This is a genomic window from Streptomyces sp. NPDC058683 (assembly GCF_042716195.1).
Lineage (GTDB): Bacteria > Actinomycetota > Actinomycetes > Streptomycetales > Streptomycetaceae > Streptomyces.
This window is the reverse complement of record NZ_JBHXSK010000019.1, coordinates 76,827-99,391: the sequence shown is the minus strand read 5'-3', so window position 1 is coordinate 99,391 and position 22,565 is coordinate 76,827. Positions and strand designations below refer to the sequence as shown.

Here is a 22,565-nt window from a genome sequence, read left to right as displayed (position 1 = left end):
GCCGGTCAGGCTCCGTACACCGCCCCCGGCGCCGCCGCCTCGGCCAGCAGTTTCAGTGCGGTCTCCCCCGCCTCGGCCGGGGTCCGGCGGGCTCCCTTGTCGGCGGTCGGCCCCGCTCGCCAGCCCTCCATGACGGTGATCCGGCCGCCCTCGGTCTCGAACACCCGCCCGGTGACTTGGGCGCTCGCGGCGGAGCCCAGCCAGACCACGAGCGGGGAGACGTTCTCCGGGGCCATGGCGTCGAAGCCGGAGCCGGGGGCGGCCATGGTCGCGGCGAACGTGCGCTCGGTCATACGGGTGCGGGCGGCCGGGGCGACGGCGTTGACCTGGACGCCGTAGCGGGCCAGTTCGGCGGCCGCGACCAGGGTGAGGCCGACGATGCCGGCCTTGGCGGCGCTGTAGTTGCCCTGCCCGACCGAGCCCAGCAGGCCGGCTCCGCTGCTGGTGTTGACGATCCGGGCCACCGGGGTGCGGCCCGCCTTGGCCTCGGCCCGCCAGTGCGCGGCCGCGTGCCGCAGCGGCAGGAAGTGACCCTTGAGGTGCACCCGCATGACCGCGTCCCAGTCGTCCTCGCCGAGGTTGACGAGCATGCGGTCGCGCAGGAACCCGGCGTTGTTCACGAGGGTGTCGAGCCGGCCGTAGGTCTCGACGGCCGTTCCGATCAGCGAGGCGGCCCCGGCGGTGGTCGCGATGTCACCGCCGTGCGCGACCGCCTCGCCGCCGGCCGCGCGGATCTCGTCCACGACGGCCCCGGCGGGATGGTCCGGCCCCGGCACGCCGTCGAGGCCGACACCGAGGTCGTTGACGACGACCCGGGCGCCCTCGGCGGCGAAGGCCAGCGCGTGGGCCCGGCCGAGCCCGCGCCCGGCGCCGGTGACGACCACGACCCGGCCCGTGCAGATTCCGCTCATCTCAGTCCTCCTTGTCGGACGGCTTGTTGGCAGTCGCGGCGTCGAGAAAGGGGGGCCGTTCCCCGCCGCCGTGCACGAGCAGGCTCGCCCCGCTGATGTAGGCGGCCGCGTCGGAGGCGAGGAAGACGGCGGCGGCGCCGATGTCGGACGGGGCGGCGAGGCGGCCCAGCGGGACGGTGCGGGAGACGGCGTCGACGCCGTCCTGGCCGCCGTAGTGGAGGTGGGCCAGCTCGGTGCGGACCATGCCGACGACCAGCGTGTTGACCCGGACCTCCGGCGCCCACTCCACCGCCATGGACCGGGCGAGGTTCTCCAGTCCCGCCTTGGCCGCGCCGTAGGCGGCGGAGCCCGGCGAGGGGCGGCCGCCGCTGACACTGCCGATCATCACCACGGCGCCCCGGGCCCGTCGCAGGTGCTCGTAGGCGGCGAGGGAGGCGGTCAGCGGGGTGAGGAGGTTCAGCTCGATCACCCGGGCGTGCCGCTCGGCGTCCGCTTCGGCGAGCCGCCGGTAGGGGGTGCCGCCCGCGTTGTTGACGAGCACGTCGACCCGGGGCAGGGCGTCGAAGAAGGCGCGCACGGCGGGCGGGTCGCGCAGGTCGAGGGGGGTGAACTCGATGCCGTCGAGGGGTTGTCCGGGCGGCCGGCGGGCACAGGTCAGAACGTGTGCGCCGGCCTCGGCGAAGGCCCGGGCGATTCCGGCGCCCACGCCCCTGGTACCGCCGGTGACCACGACGGTCCGGCCGCGCAGCGAGTCGTCCACAGGGCCTCGTTCCGGGTTTTCCACAGGGCCTCCCGCTTGCTCGCAGCGGCTGCTAGCTTCGAAGCCTCACACCTAACAAATGTTTGGTGGAAAGGCAGCTGAGTGCGAAGGTAGCTGATGCGTCCATGGGTGTCTCCACCTCGTTTCCGGAAAAGGGCGTCGCGCTGGTCACGGTCGACCACCCGCCGGTGAACGCGCTGCCGGTGCGCGGCTGGTTCGCGCTGGCGGACGCGGTGCGCGCGGCGGGCCGCGACCCCGAAACCCGGTGTGTGGTGCTGGCCGCGCAGGGCCGCGGTTTCAACGCGGGCGTGGACATCAAGGAGATACAGGCGGACGGGAACGAGGCGCTGCTCGGCGCCAACCGGGCCTGCGCGGAGGCCTTCGCGGCGGTGTACGAGTGCGAGACCCCGGTGGTGGCGGCCGTGCACGGCTTCTGTCTGGGCGGCGGGATAGGCCTGGTGGGCAACGCGGACGCGATCGTGGCGAGCGAGGACGCCGTCTTCGGGCTGCCCGAGCTGGACCGGGGCGCGCTGGGCGCGGCCACGCATCTGGCCCGGCTGGTCCCGCCGCATCTGATGCGGACGCTGTACTACACCTCGCGCACAGCGACGGCGGCCCAGCTGCACGCCCACGGCTCGGTGTGGCGGGTGGTGCCGCGCGGGGAACTGTTCTCGGCGGCACTGGAGCTGGCCCGGGAGATAGCCGCCAAGGACGGCCGGCTGCTGCGCCTGGCCAAGGCCGCCATCAACGGCATCGACCCCGTCGACGTGCGGCGCAGCTACCGATGGGAACAGGGTTTCACCTTCGAGGCCGCCCTCAGCGGGGTGGCCGACCGGGTCCGTGACACCTTCGGGAAGGAGGGTGCGGGGAGTGACTGACAAGACGATGACCGCCGACGAGGCCGTCGCCCGGCTGACCAGCGGCATGACCCTCGGCATCGGCGGCTGGGGTTCCCGACGCAAGCCGATGTCCCTGGTCAGAGCCGTACTCCGGAGCGGCATCGACGACCTCACCGTGGTCTCCTACGGCGGCCCGGACGTCGGGATGCTGGTCGCGGCCGGCCGGGTGCGCAGGCTGGTGACGGCCTTCGTCACCCTCGACTCCATCCCGCTGGAACCGCACTACCGGGCGGCGCGCGAGCGCGCGGCGTTCGAGCTGACGGAGGTCGACGAGGGCATGTTCATGTGGGGCCTGCGCGCGGCCGCGAACCGGCTGCCCTTCCTGCCGGTGCGCGCGGGGCTCGGCTCGGACGTCATGCGGGTCAACCCCGGCCTGCGGACGGTGACGTCGCCGTACGACGACGGGGAGACGTTCGTGGCGATGCCCGCCCTGCGCCTGGACGCGGCCCTGGTCCACGTCAACCGCGCCGACCGGCTGGGCAACGGGCAGTATCTGGGCCCGGACCCGTACTTCGACGACCTGTTCTGCGAGGCGGCGGACACCGCCTATGTCTCCTGCGAACAGATCGTGGACACGGCCGAGTTGACGAAGGCGGCGGCCGCGCAGTCGCTGCTGGTCAAGCGGCTGCACGTGACGGGGGTCGTGGAGGCCCCGGGCGGTGCGCACTTCACCTCCTGCGCCCCGGACTACGGGCGGGACGAGGGCTTCCAGCGGCTGTACGCGAGGACCCCGTGGGCGGAGTTCTCCGAGCGGTTCCTGGCCGGGGACGAGCAGGCCTACCGCTCGGCGGTGCGGGACTGGCAGGAGGAGCAGGGCTGATGGACGTACTGCGCGCCGACTACTGTGTCATCGCCTGCGCCGAGGCCTGGCGCGGCTCCGGTGAGATCCTGGCGAGCCCGATGGGTCTGATCCCCTCCCTGGGCGCCCGGCTGGCCCGGCTCACCTTCGCCCCCGACCTGCTGCTGACCGACGGCGAGGCCCTGCTGGTCCGCCCGGACGGCACCCCCGAGGGCTGGCTGCCCTACCGGCAGCACCTCACCCTGGTGGCCGGTGGCCGCCGGCACGTGATGATGGGCGCGAGCCAGCTCGACCGGTACGGCAACCAGAACATCTCGGCCATCGGTGACTGGTCCCGGCCCCGCCGCCAGCTGCTCGGCGTGCGCGGCGCTCCCCTCAACACACTGAACAACCCGACGAGTTACTGGGTCCCGAAGCACTCCCGGCGGGTGTTCGTGGCGAAGGTCGACATGGTGTGCGGGGTGGGGTACGACCGGGTGGCCGAGCACCCGGGCACGGAACGCTTCCACCGCATCCCGAGGGTCGTCACCGACCTCGGCGTCTTCGACTTCGAGACCCCGGACCGCTCGATGCGGCTGGCCGCACTGCATCCGGGGGTGAGCGTCGGCCAGGTGCGGGAGGCCACGGACTTCGAGCTCGCCGTCCCGGACGAGGTGCCGTACACCCGCGAACCGGGCCCGGAGGAGCTGCGGCTGATCCATGAGGTGCTGGATCCCGGCGGGGCGCGGACGAAGGAGGTCGCGGGCTGATGGAGACCGCACTCACCCGGCTGGTCGGGGTCCGGTATCCGATCGTGCAGACGGGGATGGGCTGGGTGGCGGGCCCCCGTCTGGTCTCCGCGACGGCCAACGCCGGGGCTCTGGGCATCCTGGCCTCCGCGACGATGACCCTCGACCAGCTGCGTGCCGCGATAGCCGAGGTGCGATGCCGTACGGACGCCCCGTTCGGGGTGAATCTGCGGGCGGACGCGGCCGACGCCGGCGACCGGGTCCGGCTGATCGTCGACGGGGGCGTGCGGGTGGCGTCCTTCGCGCTCGCGCCCTCCCCCGAGCTGATCACCGAGTTGAAGGGGGCGGGCGTGGTGGTGATCCCCTCCGTCGGGGCGCGGCGGCACGCCGAGAAGGTCGCGGCGTGGGGCGCGGACGCGGTGATCGTGCAGGGCGGTGAGGGCGGCGGGCACACCGGGGAGGTGGCGACGAGCGTGCTGCTGCCGCAGGTGGTGGACGCGGTGCGGATACCGGTGGTGGCCGCCGGGGGTTTCTTCGACGGGCGTGGACTGGTGGCGGCGCTGGCGTACGGGGCGGCGGGGGTCGCGATGGGGACCCGTTTCCTGCTCACCTCGGACTCGACGGTGCCGAACGCGGTGAAGGCGAGGTATCTGGCGGCGACGGTCAAGGACGTCACGGTGACCAGGGCGGTGGACGGGCTGCCGCACCGGATGCTGCGGACCCCGCTGGTCGACTCCCTGGAGAACACCGGCCGGACGCGACGGCTGCTGCGGGCCGTGCGCCATGCGGCCGCCTTCCGGAGACTCTCCGGGCTGACCTGGCGGCAGATGGTCCGCGACGGTCTGGCCCTGCGGCACGGCAAGGACCTGTCCTGGAGTCAGGTACTGCTCGCCGCCAACACCCCGATGCTGCTCAGATCGGCGATGGTGGACGGCCGCACGGATCTCGGGGTGATGGCGTCCGGGCAGGTCGCCGGGCTGATCGACGACCTGCCGTCGTGCGCGGAGCTGATAGCACGCGTCATGAAGGAGGCGGACGAGGTGGTGCGGGGACTGGAGGGGCTCAGAGCCGCTCGATGATCGTCACGTTGGCCTGGCCGCCGCCCTCGCACATCGTCTGGAGGCCGAAGCGGCCGCCGGTGCGTTCCAGTTCGTGCAGGAGGGTGGTCATCAGCCTGACGCCGGTGGCGCCGAGGGGGTGGCCGAGGGCGATCGCGCCGCCGTTGACGTTGACCTTGGCGGGGTCGGCGCCGGTCTCCTTGAGCCAGGCCAGGACGACCGGGGCGAAGGCCTCGTTGATCTCGACGAGGTCGATGGCGTCGATGGTCAGGCCGGTCTTCTTCAGGGCGTGCGCGGTGGCCGGGATGGGGGCGGAGAGCATCCGGATGGGGTCCTCGCCGCGGACGGAGAGGTGGTGGACGCGGGCGCGGGGGCGCAGTCCGTGTTCGCGGACGGCCCGTTCGGAGGCGAGCAGCATCGCGGCGGCGCCGTCGGAGACCTGGGAGGAGCAGGCGGCGGTGATGGTGCCGCCGTCGACGACCGGCTTGAGGGCGGCCATCTTCTCCAGGGAGGTGTCCCGGCGCGGCCCCTCGTCCACGGCGACCGGGCCGTAGGGCACGCTCTCGCGCTCGAAGCGGCCCTCGTCGATGGCGCGCAGTGCCCTCCGGTGGGAGTTCAGGGCGAACTCCTCCTGGTCCCGGCGGGTGATGCCCCACTTGGCGGCGATCATCTCGGCGCCGGCGAACTGGTTGACGGGCTGCCGGCCGTACCGGGCCCGCCAGCCCTCGCTGCCCAGGAAGGGGCCCTCGGTCAGCCCCAGCGGCTCGGCGGCCTGCCGGGAGGCGAAGGCGATCGGGATCTGCGACATGTTCTGGACACCGCCCGCGACCACCAGGTCCTGGGTGCCGGAGAGCACGGCCTGCGCGGCGAAGTGCACGGCCTGCTGGGAGGAGCCGCACTGCCGGTCGACGGTCACACCCGGCACCTCCTCGGGCAGCCCGGCCGCCAGCCAGGCGGTCCGGGCGATGTCACCGGCCTGCGGTCCGACCGCGTCGAGGCAGCCGAAGACGACGTCCTCGACGGCCGCCGGGTCGATGCCCGACCGCTGGACCAGGGCGGTCAGCACATGGGCGCCCAGATCGGCCGGGTGGACCCCGCTCAGTCCGCCCCGGCGCCGCCCGACGGGCGTACGCACCGCTTCGACTATGTAGGCCTCGGCCATGTCAGCAACTCCCTGACCAGAAAGGGGTTTTCAGCGAATGGGTGAGCTACTCACGGACGGCGATCCCGTCCAGCACCATCGACAGGTACTGCCGGGCGATCTCCTCCGGGCTGTGCTGTCCGCCGGGCCGGTACCAGGAGGCGGCGACCCACACGGTGTCGCGCACGAACCGGTAGGTGAGGCGGACGTCGAGGTCGGCGCGGAAGACGCGTGCGGCGACCCCGTGCTCCAGCGTGGACAGCCACGCCTTCTCGAACTTGCGCTGCGACTCGGCAAGGAAGGTGAATCTCTCCTGCGCGACCAGTTGCCTGCTCTCCTTCTGGTAGATCGCGACGGCGGCGCGGTGCCGGTCGATCTCCCGGAAGGACTCGGTGACCAGGGCTTCGAGGGTCTCGCGGGGACCGAGTCCGGCGTCCAGGACGGTGTCGTAGCCGCCCCAGAGCTCGTCGAGGAAGGTCCGCAGAATCTCCTCCAGCATCGATTCCTTGGAGTCGAAGTGGTAGTAGAGGCTGCCCGCGAGCATGCCCGCGTGGTCCGCGATCTTGCGTACGGTGGTGGCGTTGTAGCCCTGCTCGGCGAAGACCTCGGCGGCGGTTTCGAGGAGTTCGCGGCGCCGGGCGGGGGCCGCGGTCACCTGGGGCTTCTTCTTGGTCGGCACGGGTCCATTGTGAGCACTCCGGTGGTCAGGGATGCTGACTGCTGACGGAGACGACCTCTCCCGTGAGGTAGGAGGAGTAGCCGGACGCCAGGAAGACGATCGTGTTGGCCACTTCCCAGGGCTCGGCGTACCGCCCGAAGGCCTCGCGCGCGGTCAGCTCCTCCAGCAGTTCGGCGGAGGTCACCTTCACCAGGTGCGGATGCATGGCGAGGCTGGGCGCCACGGCGTTGACCCGCACCCCGTACTCGGCCGCCTCGATCGCCGCGCACCGGGTCAGCGCCATCACCCCGGCCTTGGCGGCGGCGTAGTGCGCCTGGCCGGCCTGGGCACGCCACCCGACGACGGAGGAGTTGTTGACGACGACCCCGCCCCGTCCGCTCTCGCGGAAGAGCCGCAGGGCGGCGCGCAGGCACCGGAAGGTGCCGTTGAGAGTGACGTCCAGGACTCGCGCCCACTGCTCGTCGTCCATGTCGACCAGGGCCGAAGTACCGCCCAGACCGGCGTTGTTGACGACAATGTCCAGCCGCCCGTGGTCCCGTACGGCGGTCTCGAACAGGGCCCGCACCTGCCCCTCGTCGGTCACGTCACAGGGCACCGCGGTCACGGCGCCCGGATGCGCACCCGCCAGCTCGGCCTCGTACTCCTTCAGCCGTCGCGTGTGCGCGTCGCTGATCAGTACGCGCGCGCCCTCCTCCAGGAAGCGGCGTGCGGTGGCACCGCCGATCCCCGCCCCGGCCGCGGCGGTGACGACGGCGGTGCGCCCTGTCAGCAGCCCGTGCCCGGGTACGTACTCCGGACTCTCGACGCCTGTCATAGGGCCACGCTAACCTACCAAACACTTGTTAGGGAAGGATGGTGACGGCGACCGTGGACCTCACCCACACACCGGCCGACGAGGAGTTCCGCGCCGAGGCCCGCGCCTGGCTCACGGCGCACGTGCCCGGCACACCGCTGCCCTCCCTGGAGACCGCGGAGGGCTTCGCGGCGCACCGCGCGTGGGAGGCCGAACTGGCCGCGGACCGCTGGTCGGTGGTGTCCTGGCCCGAGCGGTTCGGCGGCCGGGACGCGGGGCTGATCCGCTGGCTGGTCTTCGAGGAGGAGTACCACGCGGCGGGCGCGCCGGGCCGGGTCGGCCAGAACGGCATCAGCCTGCTCGCGCCGACCCTCTTCGACCACGGCACGCAGGAGCAACGCGCGCGGGTGCTGCCGCCGATGGCCACCGGCGAGGTGGTCTGGGCGCAGGCGTGGTCCGAGCCGGGGGCCGGTTCCGATCTGGCCTCCCTCACCTCCAAGGCGGTGCGGACGGACGGCGGCTGGCTGCTCGGCGGGCAGAAGACCTGGTCGTCACGGGCCGCGTTCGCCGACCGCGCGTTCGGCCTGTTCCGCAGCCATCCGGATGCCCCCAAGCCGCATCAGGGGCTCACCTACCTGATGTTCGACCTGCGCGCACCGGGGGTCACGGTCCGCCCGATCGGCCGCCTCGACGGCAGGCCGGCATTCGCGGAACTCTTCCTGGACGAGGTGTTCGTCCCCGACGAGGACGTGATCGGCGAGCCGGGCGAGGGCTGGCGGATAGCGATGTCGGCGGCGGGCAACGAGCGGGGGCTGACGCTGCGGTCACCGGGCCGGTTCCTGGCCGCCGCGGACCGGTTGCTGCAGCTGTGGCGGGCGCGGGGCGCCCCGGAGTCCGCCGCGGGCCGGGTCGCCGACGCGGTCGCCGGCGCCCGCGCCTACCAGCTCTTCACCTACGCGGCCGCCTCCCGCTTCCTGGACGGCGAGTCGCTCGGCCCCGAGTCCAGCCTGAACAAGGTGTTCTGGTCCGAACTGGACCTGGCGCTGCACGAGACGGCACTCGATCTGCTGGGCGCGGAGGGTGAGTTGGCGGACACCTCGTGGTCCGAGGGATACGTCTTCTCGCTCGCCGGGCCCATCTACGCGGGCACCAACGAGATCCAGCGCGACATCATCGCCGAGCGCCTGCTCGGCCTGCCGAAGGGACGCCGCTGACATGCGTTTCCTCCTCGACACCGAGCAGCGTGACTTCGCCGCCTCCCTGCGGGCGCTGCTGACGGCAGCGGACACACCGGCGGTGATACGGGAGTGGAGCCGCGGGGAGCACACGAGCGGACGGGCGCTGTGGGGACGTATCGGCGCGGCGGGGGTGTTCGGCCTCGCGGTGCCCGAGGAGTACGGCGGGGCAGGGCTCCGGGCTGTGGAACTCGCGCTCGCACTCGTGGAGTTGGGGCGGTATGCGGTTCCCGGTCCGCTGGTGGAGACGGTGGCCGCGGCGGTGCTGCTCGGTGAGCGGACCGACCTCGCGAAGCGGTTCCTGCCGGGGATCGCCTCGGGAGAGACCCTGGCGACGGTGACGGTCGCCGAGCACGGGTACGGGTACGCGCTGGACGGGGACGCGGCGGATGTGCGACTGGCCGCGACGCCGGAGGGCTTGCGGCTCTCCCCCGGCGCCGGTGCGGTACGCCGGTCCCTGGACCCCGCGCGCCGGCTCACACCGCTCGCCCCGGTCGGTGAGCTGATCAGCGCGGAGCCGGCGTGGGCGGATGCGCTGACCTGGGCCCGGCTGGCGGTGGCCGCGCAGGCACTGGGGGTCGGGCTGGCACTGCTCGACCGCACGGTGGCCTACGTCAGACAGCGGAGTCAGTTCGGGGTGCCCGTCGGCTCGTTCCAGGCGGTGAAGCATCAGCTGGCCGACGTGAAGATCGCGCTGGAGTTCGCCCGGCCGGTGGTCTTCGGGGCGGCGGTGACGATGACTCCGTCGGATGTGGCCGCGGCGAAGCTCAGCGCGTGCGAGGCGGCGTATCTCAGCTCCAGGGCCGCGCTGCAACTGCATGGGGCGATCGGCTACACGGCGGAGTACGACCTGTCGTTGTGGCTGACCAAGGCGCGGGCGTTGCGGGGGGCTTGGGGGACGCCGGAGGAGTGCAGAAATACGGTTCTGCAGGGCCGTATGTGAACTGCGGACCGGTGGGGGCTGACCGCGCCCACGCGGCGGCAGCCGCATATCCAATACAGCCCCGCGCCCCTGAAGGGGCGCTTCTCCTCGGGCTCTCTAGTGGTGATCCCCACTCGTCAGTTCCCGGTACTCCTCCTGTGTCGGCTTCGGGATGTGGGTGTCCGGGCCGAACATGCTCTTCGCCAGGCTCGCGCGTGCCCGCTGGACGAGGGTGACCTTCCGGCGTACGCCGTTCGCGTCCTCCAGCGGGCCGATCTCGTACGGCGGGTTCTGTTCGTGCTGGGTGAGGACGAACAGGCTGTCCTGGCCGAGGGGTTCGTGGACCTCGATGTACTCGCCGTGCGGAAGCATCTTGATGAGGCCGGTCTCCCGGCCGTGCAGCACCTTGTCGCGGTCCCGGCGTTGCAGGCCGAGGCAGATCCGCTTGGTGGTGATGAAGGCGAGGACGGGGACGACGAAGACGGAGATCCGCACGAACCAGGTGATCGAGTTGATGGAGAGATGGAGATGGGTGGCGACGACGTCGTTGCCGCCGCCGATCAGCAGGACGAAGTAGATGCTGAGCCAGGCCACGCCGAGCGCGGTGCGGACGGGGACGTTGCGCGGGCGGTCGAGGATGTGGTGCTCGCGCTTGTCGCCGGTGATCCACGCCTCGACGAACGGGTAGACGCCGATGGCCACCAGGAAGAGCGGGAAGAGCGAGAAGGGGATGAGGACCCCCAGCTCCAGGGTGTGGCCCCAGCCGTTGATCTCCCAGCCGGGCATCACCCGGATCAGGCCCTCGGAGAAGCCGAGGTACCAGTCGGGTTGCGCGCCGGTGGTCACCAGGTCCGGGCGGTACGGCCCGAAGGCCCACACCGGGTTGATGGTGGCGATGGCGCCGATGATCGCGAGGATGCCGAAGGTGAGGAAGAAGAAGCCGCCGGCCTTGGCCATGTAGACCGGCAGGAAGGGCATGCCGACGACGCTCTTCTGGTCTCGTCCTGGCCCGGGGTACTGGGTGTGCTTGTGGTAGAAGACCAGGATCAGGTGGGCCACCACCAGCCCCAGCATGATCCCGGGCAGCAGCAGGACGTGGATCGGGAAGAACCGGGAGATGATGTCGTGGCCCGGGAACTCCCCGCCGAACAGGAACATCGAGAGGTACGAGCCGACGATCGGGATCGACAGGATCGCGCCGTCGGCGAACCGGACGCCGGTGCCGGAGAGCAGGTCGTCGGGGAGCGAGTAGCCGGTCAGGCCGGTGAGGATGGCGAGGAACAGCAGGGTCCAGCCGAACAGCCAGTTGACCTCGCGCGGCTTGCGGAAGGCGCCGGTGAAGAACACCCGCATCATGTGGACGAACATCCCGGCGACGAAGACCAGCGCCGCCCAGTGGTGGATCTGCCGGATCAGCAGTCCGCCGCGTACGTCGAAGCTGATGTGCAGCGTCGACTCGTACGCCTTGGTCATGATGATGCCGTTCATCGGCTCGTAGGAGCCGTGGTAGACGACCTCGGCGCCGCTGGGCTCGAAGAAGAGGGTGAGGTAGATGCCCGTGAGGATCAGGATGAGGAAGCTGTAGAGGCAGACCTCGCCCAGCATGAAGGACCAGTGGTCCGGGAACACCTTGCGCATGTTGGCCTTGGCCAGGCCGTATATCCCGAGGCGCCCGTCGGCCCAGTCCGCGAGCTTCTCACCCTTGCCCGGCGGGTTCTCCCTGCTCGCCGAACTCCCCACCCGTACCGAGCCGTTCACCGTTCGTGCCGCGTCGTCCATACGTCGCGTCGCCTCCCCGCCGGATCACCCCTCAGGGTGGCATGACAGGACCCCGACAGCCAACGGTGCGGCGTAAAGTCCGTCGGCTCAGTCAGCCCGTACGATGCCCGCCGCCCGGGCCGCCGCCAGCCACTGCGGGAACTCTCCGACGAGACGGTCGTACAGCTGACCGTCCGGCACCTTCATCGGGTCCGAACCGGCGTGGAAGAAGCCCGCGTTGTCCACCGCCCGCTTGCCCGGCACCGCCAGCTCGTCGAGCTTGCGCAGGAAGTCGAACTGTTTGCTGTGCGGGTCTCCGAAGCCGACGAACTGCCAGAACAGCGGCAGCCTGGCCGCCTTGCACAGGTAGCGTTCGGCGGCGAGCTTGTTGATCGGGCCGCCGTCGGTCTGGAAGACGACCAGGGCGGGCGCGGTGGCGCCGCTGTCGAGGTAGTGGTCGATGACGGCGTCCATGGCCAGGTGGTAGCTGGTCTTGCCCATGTGCCCGAGCCCGGCCGCGATCTTCTCGATACGGCCCTGGTGCTCGGCGAGGCTGATGTCGGTGACCGCGTCGATGCCGGTGGAGAAGAAGACGACGGGGACCCGGCCGTCGTCGTCCAGATGTGCGGACAGGCCCAGCACCCGGTCGGCGAGGGCCTGCACACTGCCGTCGGCGTAGTACGGCTTCATGGAACCGGAGTAGTCGACGACCAGGTAGACGGCGGCCCGGAGTCCGTCGAGTCCGTGCTTGGTGAGGGAGATCCCCGCCGACCGGTACGACCCGACCAGCGCGGGCGCGCTCTCCGCCACCTTGCTGAGACTGATCGCGGCCATCCCCACTCCCCCCGGTTCACGGTCAGGAAGCCGAGATTACTTGATCGGGGAAATGCTGCGGCACCTGCCCAGTCGTCCGGTCGGGGACTGGCGGGCAGGCGCCGCAATGTGTTCCGTACGCCTTTGTACGGGACGTTCTTCGGGGTGGATCAGACCATCAGCGAGCGGTCCGTCGGGCGGATCGGGGCCGGGAGTTCGCTCGCTCCGGTCAGGAAGCGGTCGACGCCCTTGGCGGCCGAGCGGCCCTCCGCGATCGCCCAGACGATCAGGGACTGGCCGCGGCCGGCGTCACCGGCGACGAAGACGCCGGGCACGTTGGTCTGGAACTCGGCGTCGCGGGCGACGTTGCCGCGCTCGTCGAGGTCGAGACCGAACTGCTCGACCAGGCCGTTGTCCCGGTCGGTGCCGGTGAAGCCCATCGCGAGGGTGACCAGCTGGGCCGGGATCCGGCGCTCGGTGCCCGGCTTCGGGGTCAGCTTGCCGTCGATGAACTCCACCTCGGTGAGGTGCAGCCACTGGACGTTGCCGTCCTCGTCGCCCTCGAAGTGGGTGGTGGAGACGGAGTAGACCCGCTCACCGCCCTCCTCGTGCGCCGAGGTGACCTTGTAGAGCATCGGGAAGGTCGGCCACGGCTGGTGCGGCGCCCGGTCCTCGCCCGGCCTGGGCATGATCTCCAGCTGGGTGACCGAGGCCGCGCCCTGACGGTGGGCGGTGCCCACGCAGTCCGCGCCGGTGTCGCCGCCGCCGATGACGACGACGTGCTTGCCCGCGGCCGAGATCGGGGCGGTGACGTAGTCACCCTCCTGGACCTTGTTCGACAGCGGCAGGTACTCCATCGCCTGGTGGACGCCCTTCAGCTCCCGCCCGGGAACCGGGAGGTCACGGGCGGTCGTCGCACCGGCGGCGATCACGATCGCGTCGTACCGCTTCTTCAGGTCGGTCGCCTTGAGGTCGCGGCCGATCTCGATGCCGGTACGGAAGCGGGTGCCCTCCGCGCGCATCTGCTCGATACGGCGGTTGATGTGCCGCTTCTCCATCTTGAACTCGGGGATGCCGTAGCGGAGCAGGCCACCGACGCGGTCGGCGCGCTCGTAGACGGCGACCGTGTGGCCGGCCCGGGTGAGCTGCTGGGCGGCGGCGAGGCCCGCCGGGCCCGAGCCGATCACGGCGACGGTCTTGCCGGACAGGCGCTCCGGGGCCTGCGGGGCGACGGTGCCCGCTTCCCACGCCTTGTCGATGATGGAGACCTCGACGTTCTTGATGGTGACGGCCGGCTGGTTGATGCCGAGCACGCACGCCGACTCGCACGGGGCCGGGCAGAGGCGACCGGTGAACTCCGGGAAGTTGTTGGTCGCGTGCAGGCGCTCCGAGGCGGCCGTCCAGTCCTCGCGGTAGGCGAAGTCGTTCCACTCGGGGATCAGGTTCCCCAGCGGACAGCCGTTGTGGCAGAACGGGATGCCGCAGTCCATGCACCGGCCGGCCTGCTTGCTGATGATCGGCAGCAGCGAGCCGGGGACGTAGACCTCGTTCCAGTCCTGGACGCGCTCGGTGACGGGACGGGTCCGGGCGACCTCGCGGCCGTGGGTCAGGAAGCCCTTCGGGTCAGCCATTGATCGCCGCCTCCATCATCTTCTCGGTGATCTCGGTCTCGGAGAGACCCGCTCGCTCGGCGGCGTCCTTGGCGGCGAGCACTGCCTTGTACGTGCCAGGAATGATCTTGCTGAACCGCTGGGCGGCCGTGTCCCAGTCGGCGAGCAGCTTCTCGGCGACCGTGGAGCCGGTCTCCTCGGCGTGGCGGCGCACCACGTCGTGCAGCCACTGCTTGTCCGCGTCGTCCAGGGCCTCGACGGCGTCCACGTTGCCGACGTTGACGTTGTCGCGGTTCAGGTCGATGACGTACGCGATGCCACCGGACATACCGGCCGCGAAGTTGCGGCCCGTCTCGCCCAGGACCACCGCGTGACCGCCGGTCATGTACTCGCAGCCGTGGTCGCCCACGCCCTCCGAGACCACCAGCGCACCGGAGTTGCGGACACAGAACCGCTCGCCCGTACGACCGCGCAGGAACAGCTCGCCGCCGGTGGCGCCGTACGCGATGGTGTTGCCCGCGATCGTGGAGAACTCGGCGAGGTGGTCGGCGTTCCGGTCGGGGCGCACGATGACCCGGCCGCCGGAGAGGCCCTTGCCGACGTAGTCGTTGGCGTCGCCCTCCAGGCGGAGCGTGACACCGCGCGGCAGGAAGGCGCCGAAGGACTGGCCGGCCGAGCCGGTGAAGGTGATGTCGATGGTGTCGTCGGGCAGGCCCGCGCCGCCGAACTTCTTCGTCACCTCGTGGCCGAGCATGGTGCCGACCGTGCGGTTGATGTTGCGCACCTTGATCTGGGCGCGCACCGGCTGGGCGTCGGTGGCGCTGGAGGCGGCCAGGGCGTCCGAGGCGAGCTTGATCAGCTCGTTGTCCAGGGCCTTCTCCAGGCCGTGGTCCTGCGCGATCGTCTGGTGCAGGGCCGCGCCCGCGGGCAGTTCGGGCACGTGGAAGAGCGGGGCCAGGTCCAGGCCCTGCGCCTTCCAGTGGTTCACGGCGCGGGTGACGTCGAGCGTCTCCGCGTGGCCGACGGCTTCCTCGATGGTGCGGAAGCCCAGTTCGGCGAGGATCTCGCGGACCTCCTCGGCGATGAACCGGAAGAAGTTGACGATGTACTCGGCCTTGCCGTTGAAGCGGTCGCGCAGCACCGGGTTCTGGGTGGCGACGCCGACCGGGCAGGTGTCCAGGTGGCAGACGCGCATCATGATGCAGCCGGAGACGACGAGCGGTGCGGTCGCGAAACCGAACTCCTCGGCGCCGAGCAGCGCGGCGATGACCACGTCCCGGCCGGTCTTCAGCTGGCCGTCGGTCTGGACGACGATCCGGTCCCGCAGGCCGTTGAGGAGCAGGGTCTGCTGGGTCTCGGCGAGACCGAGTTCCCAGGGGCCGCCCGCGTGCTTCAGCGAGGTCAGCGGGGAGGCACCCGTACCGCCGTCGTGGCCGGAGATGAGCACGACGTCCGCGTGCGCCTTCGACACACCGGCGGCGACCGTGCCGACGCCGACCTCCGAGACCAGCTTGACGTGAATCCGCGCCTGCGGGTTCGCGTTCTTGAGGTCGTGGATCAGCTGGGCCAGGTCCTCGATGGAGTAGATGTCGTGGTGCGGCGGCGGGGAGATCAGGCCGACACCCGGGGTGGAGTGCCGGGTCTTGGCGACCCACGGGTAGACCTTGTGGCCGGGCAGCTGGCCGCCCTCGCCGGGCTTGGCGCCCTGGGCCATCTTGATCTGGATGTCGTCCGCGTTGACCAGGTACTCGGAGGTCACACCGAAGCGGCCGGACGCCACCTGCTTGATGGCGCTGCGCCGCGCCGGGTCGTACAGCCGGTCCGGGTCCTCGCCGCCCTCACCGGTGTTGGACTTGCCGCCCAGCTGGTTCATGGCGATGGCGAGGGTCTCGTGGGCCTCGCGCGAGATGGAGCCGTACGACATGGCGCCGGTGGAGAAGCGCTTGACGATCTCGGGGACCGGCTCGACCTCGTCGATGGAAATCGACGGACGGTCGCTCTTGAAGCCGAAGAGCCCGCGGAGCGTCATGAGCCGCTCGGACTGCTCGTTCACCCGGCCCGTGTACTTCTTGAAGATGTCGTAGCGGTTGGCACGCGTCGAGTGCTGGAGGCGGAAGACCGTCTCCGGGTCGAACAGGTGCGGCTCGCCCTCGCGGCGCCACTGGTACTCGCCCCCTATGTCCAGGGCGCGGTGGGCCGGCGCGATGCCGGAGGCCGGGTACGCCTTGGCGTGGCGGGCGGCGACCTCCTTGGCGATGACGTCGATGCCGACGCCGCCGATCTTGGTGGCGGTGCCGTTGAAGTACTTCTCGACGAACGCGGTGTCCAGACCGACGGCCTCGAAGACCTGGGCGCCCCGGTAGGAGGCGACCGTGGAGATGCCCATCTTGGACATGACCTTCAGGACGCCCTTGCCGAGGGCGTAGATCAGGTTGCGGATGGCCTGCTCGGACTCCATGCCCGGCAGGAAGGTGCCCGCGCGGGTCAGGTCCTCGACGGACTCCATCGCCAGGTACGGGTTGACGGCGGCGGCGCCGAAGCCGATGAGCAGGGCGACGTGGTGGACCTCGCGGACGTCACCGGCCTCGACGAGCAGGCCCACCTGGGTGCGCTGCTTGGTGCGGATGAGGTGGTGGTGGACGGCCGCGGTGAGCAGCAGCGAGGGGATCGGCGCGTGCTCGGCGTCCGAGTGCCGGTCCGACAGGACGATGAGCCGGGCGCCGTTCTCGATGGCGGCGTCGGCCTCGGCGCAGATCTCCTCGATCCGCGCGGCGAGGGTGTCGCCGCCGCCGGAGACCCGGTACAGACCGGACAGGGTCGCGGCCTTGAAGCCGGGCATGTCGCCGTCGGCGTTGATGTGGATGAGCTTGGCCAGCTCGTCGTTGTCGATCACCGGGAAGGGCAGCACGACGGAGCGACAGGAGGCGGCGTTCGGGTCGAGCAGGTTGCCCGCGGGGCCGAGGGACGAGCGCAGACTCGTCACGAGCTCTTCCCGGATCGCGTCCAGCGGCGGGTTGGTGACCTGCGCGAACAGCTGGGTGAAGTAGTCGAAGAGCAGTCGCGGGCGCTCGCTCAGCGCCGCGATCGGCGAGTCGGTGCCCATGGAGCCGATCGGCTCGGCACCGGCCTTGGCCATCGGCGCGATGATGACGCGCAGCTCTTCCTCGGTGTAGCCGAAGGTCTGCTGGCGGCGGGTGACCGAGGCGTGGGTGTGCACGATGTGCTCACGCTCGGGCAGGTCGCTCAGCTCGATCTCGCCGGCCTCCAGCCACTCGGCGTAGGGCTGTGCGGCCGCGAGGCCCGCCTTGATCTCGTCGTCCTCGATGATGCGGTGCTCGACGGTGTCGACGAGGAACATCTTGCCGGGCTGCAGGCGGCCCTTGCGGACGACCTTGGCGGGGTCGATGTCGAGGACGCCGACCTCGGAGCCGAGGACGACCAGGCCCTCGTCGGTGACCCAGTAGCGGCCCGGACGCAGACCGTTGCGGTCGAGAACGGCGCCGACCTGGGAGCCGTCGGTGAAGGTGACGCAGGCCGGGCCGTCCCAGGGCTCCATCATCGTGGAGTGGAAGCCGTAGAAGGCGCGCCGGGCCGGGTCCATGGAGTCGTGGTTCTCCCACGCCTCCGGGATCATCATCAGCACGGAGTGCGGCAGCGAGCGCCCGCCCAGGTGCAGGAGTTCCAGCACCTCGTCGAAGGACGCCGAGTCGGAGGCGTCGGGCGTGCAGATCGGGAAGACGCGGTCCAGCTTCTCCTGCGGCCCGAACAGGTCAGAGACCAGCTGGGACTCGCGGGCCACCATCCAGTTGCGGTTGCCCTTGACGGTGTTGATCTCACCGTTGTGCGCGACGAACCGGTAGGGGTGCGCGAGCGGCCACGACGGGAAGGTGTTGGTGGAGAACCGGGAGTGCACGAGCGCGATCGCGGATGCGAAGCGGCGGTCGGACAGGTCCGGGAAGAAGGGCTCCAGCTGGCCGGTGGTCAGCATGCCCTTGTAGACGATGGTCCGGGCGGACAGCGAGGGGAAGTAGACGCCCGCCTCGCGCTCGGCGCGCTTGCGCAGCACGAACGCCCGACGGTCCAGCGCGATGCCCTCGCTGGCGTGGTCGGTGACGAAGACCTGCCGGAAGACCGGCATGGTGGAGCGGGCGGTGGCGCCGAGCAGCTCCGGGGCGACCGGAACCTCGCGCCAGCCGAGGACGGTGAGGCCCTCCTCGCCGGCGATCGTCTCGATCCGCGAGACGACGTCCTCGATGCCGTCCTCCGGCAGGAAGGCGATACCGACGGCGTACGAACCGGCCGCCGGCAGTTCGAATCCGGCCACCTCACGGAAGAAGGCGTCCGGTACCTGGGAGAGCAGGCCGGCGCCGTCACCGGAGTCGGGCTCGGAGCCGGTCGCGCCGCGGTGCTCCAGGTTGCGCAGAACCGTGAGCGCCTGCTCGACCAGCGCGTGGCTCGCCTCGCCGGTGAGGGTGGCCACAAAGCCGACGCCACAGGCGTCGCGCTCGTTGCGGGGGTCGTACATACCCTGTGCAGCAGGGCGAGCATCCATGAACGACCAGTTCAGGCCATTCGTGGAGTGCTGGGACGGCTGGCGCGGCGTACGCATCGGCTCTCCCGTCGTCGTCAGTGGCATATAGCAGGTGCCGAGGGACGACGCTGGCCCTCTGCGTTTTTGTTGCGAAATTTCACGCAGGTTACATGATGGAGCGGTTCTCGGGAACTGGATACACCGTTCCAACATGCGGACGCCGCAGGGGTTTACGGCGTGGTGCCGCTCAGGCGGCGAAGGTGGTGGGGGACCGATCCGGACAGATCCGTGTCCATCGGTCCGCGGGGGCGAGGGTGAGCGTCGTCGTCACCCCACAGGTACACGTCAGGCGTCCTTGCCTGCGGTGCTTACGGCTCATGCCCAGTGGTTAAGCAATCGAAACCAGCGAGTAACGGCTACTTATGCGGCCCAATGCATAAGTAGCGGTCGAGCTATCCTACGGCGGTTCCGAACAGGCTGCCCAGGGCGTACGTCACACCAGCCGCGGCGGCACCCAGCGCGAGCTGCCGCAGACCGCTGAACCACCAGGTCCGCGCGGTCACCTTGGCCACCACGGCACCACAGCCGAACAGCCCGACGAGCGCGAGCAGCAGAGCGGGCCAGAGCACGGTGGCGCCGAGCAGAAACGGCAGTACGGGCAGCAGTGCGCCCAGCGCGAACGAGCCGAAGGACGACACGGCGGCGACCAGCGGCGAGGGCAGGTCACCGGGGTCGATGCCCAGCTCCTCGCGGGCATGTATCTCCAGCGCCTGCTCGGGATCGGCGGACAGCTGCCGGGCGACCTCCCGTGCGAGCGGCGCATCGACCCCTCTCGCCTCGTACAGCGCGGCCAGCTCGGCCTCCTCGTCCTGCGGATGCCTGCGCAGCTCCCCGCGCTCCACGTCCAGCTCGGCCTCGACCAGCTCGCGCTGCGAGGCGACGGAGGTGTACTCGCCGGCGGCCATGGAGAAGGCGCCGGCGGCGAGGCCCGCGAGCCCGGTGATGACGATGGTCTGGTGACTGACGGCCCCGCCGGCGACACCGGTGATCAGGGCGAGGTTGGAGACGAGCCCGTCCATGGCACCGAAGACCGCGGGCCGCAGCCACCCTCCGTTCACATCCCGGTGGGTGTGGTTGTCGCGGTGCGCCTCGTGCAGCGTCGCCCGGGTCTCGATGACGGCCATGCGGGTCCCCCAAAAGGTCTCGACCATGCCCCAAGTAAGCTGAGGCAAAGCTAATTCTGGACTCATTCCATCTTTCGACAACATCGACACTACGCTCCGGCATTCCCCTCCGCCAGCAAGGAGAGGCTCGGCTAACCTGCGGCTTTACCCTTCTACGCTCACTTGTGCGAGGCAGTGCACATATGTCGACCGGGTGATGTGGAGGCCTTACAGGCTGCGGTCAACCGCCGTTGGTGGGACACATCCGCAAACGGTTCCGCGCCCCGGCGCGCGACCCCTCCCGGAGAGGCCCGCCCATGTCATCGATCGTCTGCACCCCGTCGGTCCCCGCCCCCGAAGAGCGCGCCTCCCCCCTGCACGACCGGGCGCGGGGCGCGCTGCTGGGCCTGGCCGTGGGCGACGCGCTCGGGGCGCCGGCGGAGAACATGAAGCCCTCCGAGATCCGCGCCCGCTGGGGCCGCATCACGGGGTACGTCACCGACACCCCGGCCGGCACGGACGACACCGAGTACGCGATCTTCTCCGGCCTCCTGCTCGCCCGCCACGGCTCGGCACTCACCCCGGCCCATGTCGAGGCGGCCTGGCACGAGTGGATCGCCGACCGCGCCGAGGGTCCCTTCAAGGGCGCCGGCTTCAGCGAACGCGGCACCCTGGAGAACCTCCGCCGGGGCCTCGCCGCCCCCATCTCCGCCCAGCACCGGCACGCCTGGAGCGACGGCCTGGCCATGCGGGCGGCGCCCTTCGGCGTCTTCGCGGCGGGCCGGCCGGCCGAGGCGGCCCGGCTGGTCGCGATCGACGGTTCGGTGAGCCACGAGGGCGAGGGCATCTACGGCGGCCAGGCGGTGGCGGCGGGCGTGGCGGCGGCGATGGCGGGAGCACCTCCGACGGCGGTGGTCGCGGCCGCGCTGGCGGTGGTCCCGGACGACTCCTGGACGGCCCGCTCCCTGCGCCGAGCCGTCTCGGTGGCCCACCGGGGCGAACGGGCGGTCCGCTCCGCGGTCGTCATCGGCGGCTACCCGTGGACCGACCTGGCCCCGGAGGCGGTGGCCCTGGCCTTCGGCGCGTACGCGGCGGCGGACGGCGACTTCCGGGACGCGGTGCTGACAGCCGTCAACATGGGCCGCGACGCGGACACGACAGCGGCGGTGGCCGGCGCGCTGGCGGGAGCGACCCAGGGAGAGACGGCGATCCCGACGGAGTGGGCGACGGCCATCGGCCCGGCCCGCGGCAGCTGCCTCCCGTCGATGGCGGGCCAACACGTACTGGAGGTGGCAGAACTCCTGACGGGCGCGGCAAAGCCCCACCCCACGCCGCCGACCCCCCAGCCAACCGAGTCACGACCTACGACACGGCTACCGAACAAACCACGCCCTTCAACACCGGCACCGCTAGCGAACGAGCCACACCCCTCCACACCAACCCACCGACCCACCGAGCCGCACCCCTCCACGCCCGCTTCCCTGCCGACAGAGCCACACCCCTCCACGCCCGCCTTTCAACCCGCCGAGCCCTGTCCCTCTGCCTCTGCCTCTCTGCCGACCGAGTCGGGTGGTGGGTGGGCGAGGGATTGGGGGGTCAGGGGGCGGAGCCCTCTGGAGGGCGGCTGCTGCGGGGGGCTGCGGTGAACCGGCGTCGTATCGAGGGGCTCCTGCTCGGCCTCGCCGCAGGCGACGCCGCCGGCTGGCCCGCCGCGCGCCACCGCGCCGCCCGCATGCCGGAGTGGACCCGCCGTCTCACCCGAGAACTCGACACCTTCGCCGAACAGAACGCGACCACCACCCTCCCCGTCCCCATCGCCCTCAACCAGCCCCCCGAGCCCCTCCGCCTCGGCCCCTCCGACGACGCCGAGTGGGCCGCCTTCGCCGCGGAAGCCGTCCTGCGCGCCGGCGACGACACCGCCCTCGCCGACCTCAGCCGTGAGCTCCGTACCCGCGCCGCCATCGACCTCACCTGGACCGCCGTCGCCTCCGAGGTCGCCGCCGCCGCGGAGCGCGCCCCCGAGATCGAGTCGGCCGTCCTCCCCCTGCGCGCCCGTATCTCCGTCCGCGCCGGCCTCGGCAACCTCGCCACCGGCCTGCGCCCGCCCGCCACCGGCCACGACAACCCGCACTACTTCGACGACGCCGCCTGCGTCCGCGCCTGCGCGCTCGCCGTCGCCCACCCCGGCGACCCCCAACGCGCCGCCGACCTCGCCGAGTTCGACGCCCGCTACACCCAGGACGGCGACGGAGTGCACGGCGCCCGCGCCATGGCGGCGGCCCTCGCCCTCGCCCTCGTCGGCGCCGAGGTGGAGACCTGCGTGGCCGCCGCGCTCGCCGAACTCCCCGAGGCCACCGAGATCGGCCGCAACGCCCGCCACGCCCTGACCCTCACCGCCACGGCCGACACCGCGTTCGCCCTCGTCCCCCTCCTCGAACACCAAATCGTCGACCACGTCTACAGCTACGGCATCGCCGCCGCCGAAACCGTCCCGGTCGCCCTCGCCCTCGCCACCGCCGCACGCGGCCGGATCGCCGAGGCCGTGCCCGCCGCCGCCTGTCTCTCCCGGGTCGCCGACTCGGCCCCCGCCCTGGCCGGCGCGCTCACCGGCGCCCTCGGCGGCGGCGACTCGATCCCACCGTCCTGGCGGGACGCCTGCCGCTCCCTCTCCGGCTGCGCCCTCCCCCGCCTCACCGGCACCGACCTCGTGGAACTCGCCGAACTCCTGGAAGCCACACAACCGGCCCGTCCAGGTGGATGATTCG

18 protein-coding genes are annotated in these 22,565 nt (G+C 71.4%); 8 read left to right on the top strand and 10 right to left on the bottom strand.

Annotated elements, in window-relative coordinates; genetic code table 11:
• Positions 1–5: 5 nt before the first annotated feature.
• Entirely contained in the window at positions 6–911 is a 906-nt protein-coding gene (locus ACFWXC_RS22135; RefSeq protein WP_384481105.1) for an SDR family oxidoreductase, read from the bottom strand.
• A gap of 1 nt (position 912) precedes the next feature.
• Positions 913–1,671 carry an SDR family oxidoreductase gene (locus ACFWXC_RS22130; protein ID WP_384481103.1) on the bottom strand — a complete coding sequence of 253 codons (759 nt, stop codon included), beginning with the start codon at positions 1,669–1,671 and terminating at the stop codon, positions 913–915.
• 125 nt (positions 1,672–1,796) lie between these two features.
• Here ACFWXC_RS22130 and ACFWXC_RS22125 point away from each other — a divergent pair, with 125 nt between their 5' ends.
• Genes ACFWXC_RS22125 through ACFWXC_RS22110 form a run of 4 tightly spaced genes read left to right on the top strand, consistent with a single transcriptional unit; the run spans position 1,797 to position 5,176 of the window.
• Positions 1,797–2,549 carry an enoyl-CoA hydratase family protein gene (locus tag ACFWXC_RS22125; protein WP_384481101.1) on the top strand — a complete coding sequence of 251 codons (753 nt, stop codon included), beginning with the start codon at positions 1,797–1,799 and terminating at the stop codon, positions 2,547–2,549.
• Positions 2,542–3,390, top strand: a complete 849-nt coding sequence (locus ACFWXC_RS22120; protein WP_384481099.1) for a CoA transferase subunit A — start codon at positions 2,542–2,544, stop codon at positions 3,388–3,390. The genes ACFWXC_RS22125 and ACFWXC_RS22120 overlap by 8 nt, the downstream gene beginning before the upstream one ends.
• Positions 3,390–4,118, top strand: coding sequence for a CoA-transferase subunit beta (locus ACFWXC_RS22115; RefSeq protein ID WP_384481097.1), 729 nt, complete (start codon positions 3,390–3,392; stop codon positions 4,116–4,118). The genes ACFWXC_RS22120 and ACFWXC_RS22115 overlap by 1 nt, the downstream gene beginning before the upstream one ends.
• On the top strand, positions 4,118–5,176 hold the full coding sequence (locus tag ACFWXC_RS22110; RefSeq protein WP_384481094.1) for an NAD(P)H-dependent flavin oxidoreductase: 1,059 nt from the start codon (positions 4,118–4,120) through the stop codon (positions 5,174–5,176). Before ACFWXC_RS22115 ends, ACFWXC_RS22110 begins: the two co-directional genes overlap by 1 nt.
• On the opposite strand, the gene ACFWXC_RS22105 is transcribed toward ACFWXC_RS22110, so the two are convergent.
• The 3 genes from ACFWXC_RS22105 to ACFWXC_RS22095 are packed head-to-tail and all read right to left on the bottom strand — an operon-like array spanning position 5,160 to position 7,789.
• Positions 5,160–6,317 (bottom strand): acetyl-CoA C-acetyltransferase, encoded by a 1,158-nt coding sequence (locus tag ACFWXC_RS22105; protein WP_384481092.1) that lies wholly within the window; start codon positions 6,315–6,317, stop codon positions 5,160–5,162. The two genes, ACFWXC_RS22110 and ACFWXC_RS22105, sit on opposite strands and share 17 nt — an antisense overlap.
• Positions 6,318–6,363: 46 nt before the next feature.
• On the bottom strand, positions 6,364–6,975 hold the full coding sequence (locus tag ACFWXC_RS22100) for a TetR/AcrR family transcriptional regulator (RefSeq protein WP_384481090.1): 612 nt from the start codon (positions 6,973–6,975) through the stop codon (positions 6,364–6,366).
• A 25-nt stretch (positions 6,976–7,000) separates the two neighbouring features.
• Positions 7,001–7,789 (bottom strand): SDR family oxidoreductase, encoded by a 789-nt coding sequence (locus tag ACFWXC_RS22095; RefSeq protein ID WP_384481088.1) that lies wholly within the window; start codon positions 7,787–7,789, stop codon positions 7,001–7,003.
• 53 nt (positions 7,790–7,842) lie between these two features.
• Here ACFWXC_RS22095 and ACFWXC_RS22090 point away from each other — a divergent pair, with 53 nt between their 5' ends.
• Together ACFWXC_RS22090 and ACFWXC_RS22085 are read left to right on the top strand one after the other, a co-directional pair.
• Entirely contained in the window at positions 7,843–8,982 is a 1,140-nt protein-coding gene (locus tag ACFWXC_RS22090) for an acyl-CoA dehydrogenase family protein (RefSeq protein ID WP_384481245.1), read from the top strand.
• A gap of 1 nt (position 8,983) precedes the next feature.
• Positions 8,984–9,946 carry an acyl-CoA dehydrogenase family protein gene (locus tag ACFWXC_RS22085; protein ID WP_384481086.1) on the top strand — a complete coding sequence of 321 codons (963 nt, stop codon included), beginning with the start codon at positions 8,984–8,986 and terminating at the stop codon, positions 9,944–9,946.
• A 96-nt stretch (positions 9,947–10,042) separates the two neighbouring features.
• Here the strand turns inward: ACFWXC_RS22085 and ACFWXC_RS22080 are convergent, their stop codons facing one another.
• From ACFWXC_RS22080 to ACFWXC_RS22060, 5 genes are all read right to left on the bottom strand, one after another.
• On the bottom strand, positions 10,043–11,704 hold the full coding sequence (locus tag ACFWXC_RS22080; protein WP_384481084.1) for a cytochrome bc complex cytochrome b subunit: 1,662 nt from the start codon (positions 11,702–11,704) through the stop codon (positions 10,043–10,045).
• Between the two features lie 87 nt (positions 11,705–11,791).
• Positions 11,792–12,517: a vWA domain-containing protein gene (locus ACFWXC_RS22075; protein ID WP_384481082.1), complete on the bottom strand. Its 726-nt coding sequence runs from the start codon at positions 12,515–12,517 to the stop codon at positions 11,792–11,794.
• A gap of 149 nt (positions 12,518–12,666) precedes the next feature.
• Positions 12,667–14,127, bottom strand: a complete 1,461-nt coding sequence (locus ACFWXC_RS22070; RefSeq protein ID WP_384481080.1) for a glutamate synthase subunit beta — start codon at positions 14,125–14,127, stop codon at positions 12,667–12,669.
• Complete coding sequence (gene gltB, locus ACFWXC_RS22065; protein WP_384481078.1) at positions 14,120–18,715, bottom strand: glutamate synthase large subunit; 4,596 nt, start codon at positions 18,713–18,715, stop codon at positions 14,120–14,122. Before gltB ends, ACFWXC_RS22070 begins: the two co-directional genes overlap by 8 nt.
• A gap of 374 nt (positions 18,716–19,089) precedes the next feature.
• Entirely contained in the window at positions 19,090–19,821 is a 732-nt protein-coding gene (locus ACFWXC_RS22060) for a VIT1/CCC1 transporter family protein (RefSeq protein ID WP_384481243.1), read from the bottom strand.
• 296 nt (positions 19,822–20,117) lie between these two features.
• On the opposite strand from ACFWXC_RS22060, the gene ACFWXC_RS22055 reads away from it, so the two are divergent.
• Both ACFWXC_RS22055 and ACFWXC_RS22050 read left to right on the top strand, forming a co-directional pair.
• Positions 20,118–21,446: an ADP-ribosylglycohydrolase family protein gene (locus tag ACFWXC_RS22055; protein WP_384481076.1), complete on the top strand. Its 1,329-nt coding sequence runs from the start codon at positions 20,118–20,120 to the stop codon at positions 21,444–21,446.
• Positions 21,443–22,561 (top strand): ADP-ribosylglycohydrolase family protein, encoded by a 1,119-nt coding sequence (locus tag ACFWXC_RS22050; protein WP_384481074.1) that lies wholly within the window; start codon positions 21,443–21,445, stop codon positions 22,559–22,561. Before ACFWXC_RS22055 ends, ACFWXC_RS22050 begins: the two co-directional genes overlap by 4 nt.
• The last annotated feature ends 4 nt before the right edge of the window (positions 22,562–22,565 follow it).

Coding starts and splice junctions, on each gene's coding strand:
- ACFWXC_RS22135 (WP_384481105.1), bottom strand. CDS start 911: ATGAGCGGAATCTGCACGGGCCGGGTCGTGGTCGTCACCGGCGCCGGG.
- ACFWXC_RS22125 (WP_384481101.1), top strand. CDS start 1,797: ATGGGTGTCTCCACCTCGTTTCCGGAAAAGGGCGTCGCGCTGGTCACG.
- ACFWXC_RS22115 (WP_384481097.1), top strand. CDS start 3,390: ATGGACGTACTGCGCGCCGACTACTGTGTCATCGCCTGCGCCGAGGCC.
- ACFWXC_RS22110 (WP_384481094.1), top strand. CDS start 4,118: ATGGAGACCGCACTCACCCGGCTGGTCGGGGTCCGGTATCCGATCGTG.
- ACFWXC_RS22105 (WP_384481092.1), bottom strand. CDS start 6,317: ATGGCCGAGGCCTACATAGTCGAAGCGGTGCGTACGCCCGTCGGGCGG.
- ACFWXC_RS22095 (WP_384481088.1), bottom strand. CDS start 7,789: ATGACAGGCGTCGAGAGTCCGGAGTACGTACCCGGGCACGGGCTGCTG.
- ACFWXC_RS22085 (WP_384481086.1), top strand. CDS start 8,984: ATGCGTTTCCTCCTCGACACCGAGCAGCGTGACTTCGCCGCCTCCCTG.
- ACFWXC_RS22080 (WP_384481084.1), bottom strand. CDS start 11,704: ATGGACGACGCGGCACGAACGGTGAACGGCTCGGTACGGGTGGGGAGT.
- ACFWXC_RS22075 (WP_384481082.1), bottom strand. CDS start 12,517: ATGGCCGCGATCAGTCTCAGCAAGGTGGCGGAGAGCGCGCCCGCGCTG.
- ACFWXC_RS22070 (WP_384481080.1), bottom strand. CDS start 14,127: ATGGCTGACCCGAAGGGCTTCCTGACCCACGGCCGCGAGGTCGCCCGG.
- gltB (WP_384481078.1), bottom strand. CDS start 18,715: ATGCGTACGCCGCGCCAGCCGTCCCAGCACTCCACGAATGGCCTGAAC.
- ACFWXC_RS22060 (WP_384481243.1), bottom strand. CDS start 19,821: ATGGCCGTCATCGAGACCCGGGCGACGCTGCACGAGGCGCACCGCGAC.
- ACFWXC_RS22055 (WP_384481076.1), top strand. CDS start 20,118: ATGTCATCGATCGTCTGCACCCCGTCGGTCCCCGCCCCCGAAGAGCGC.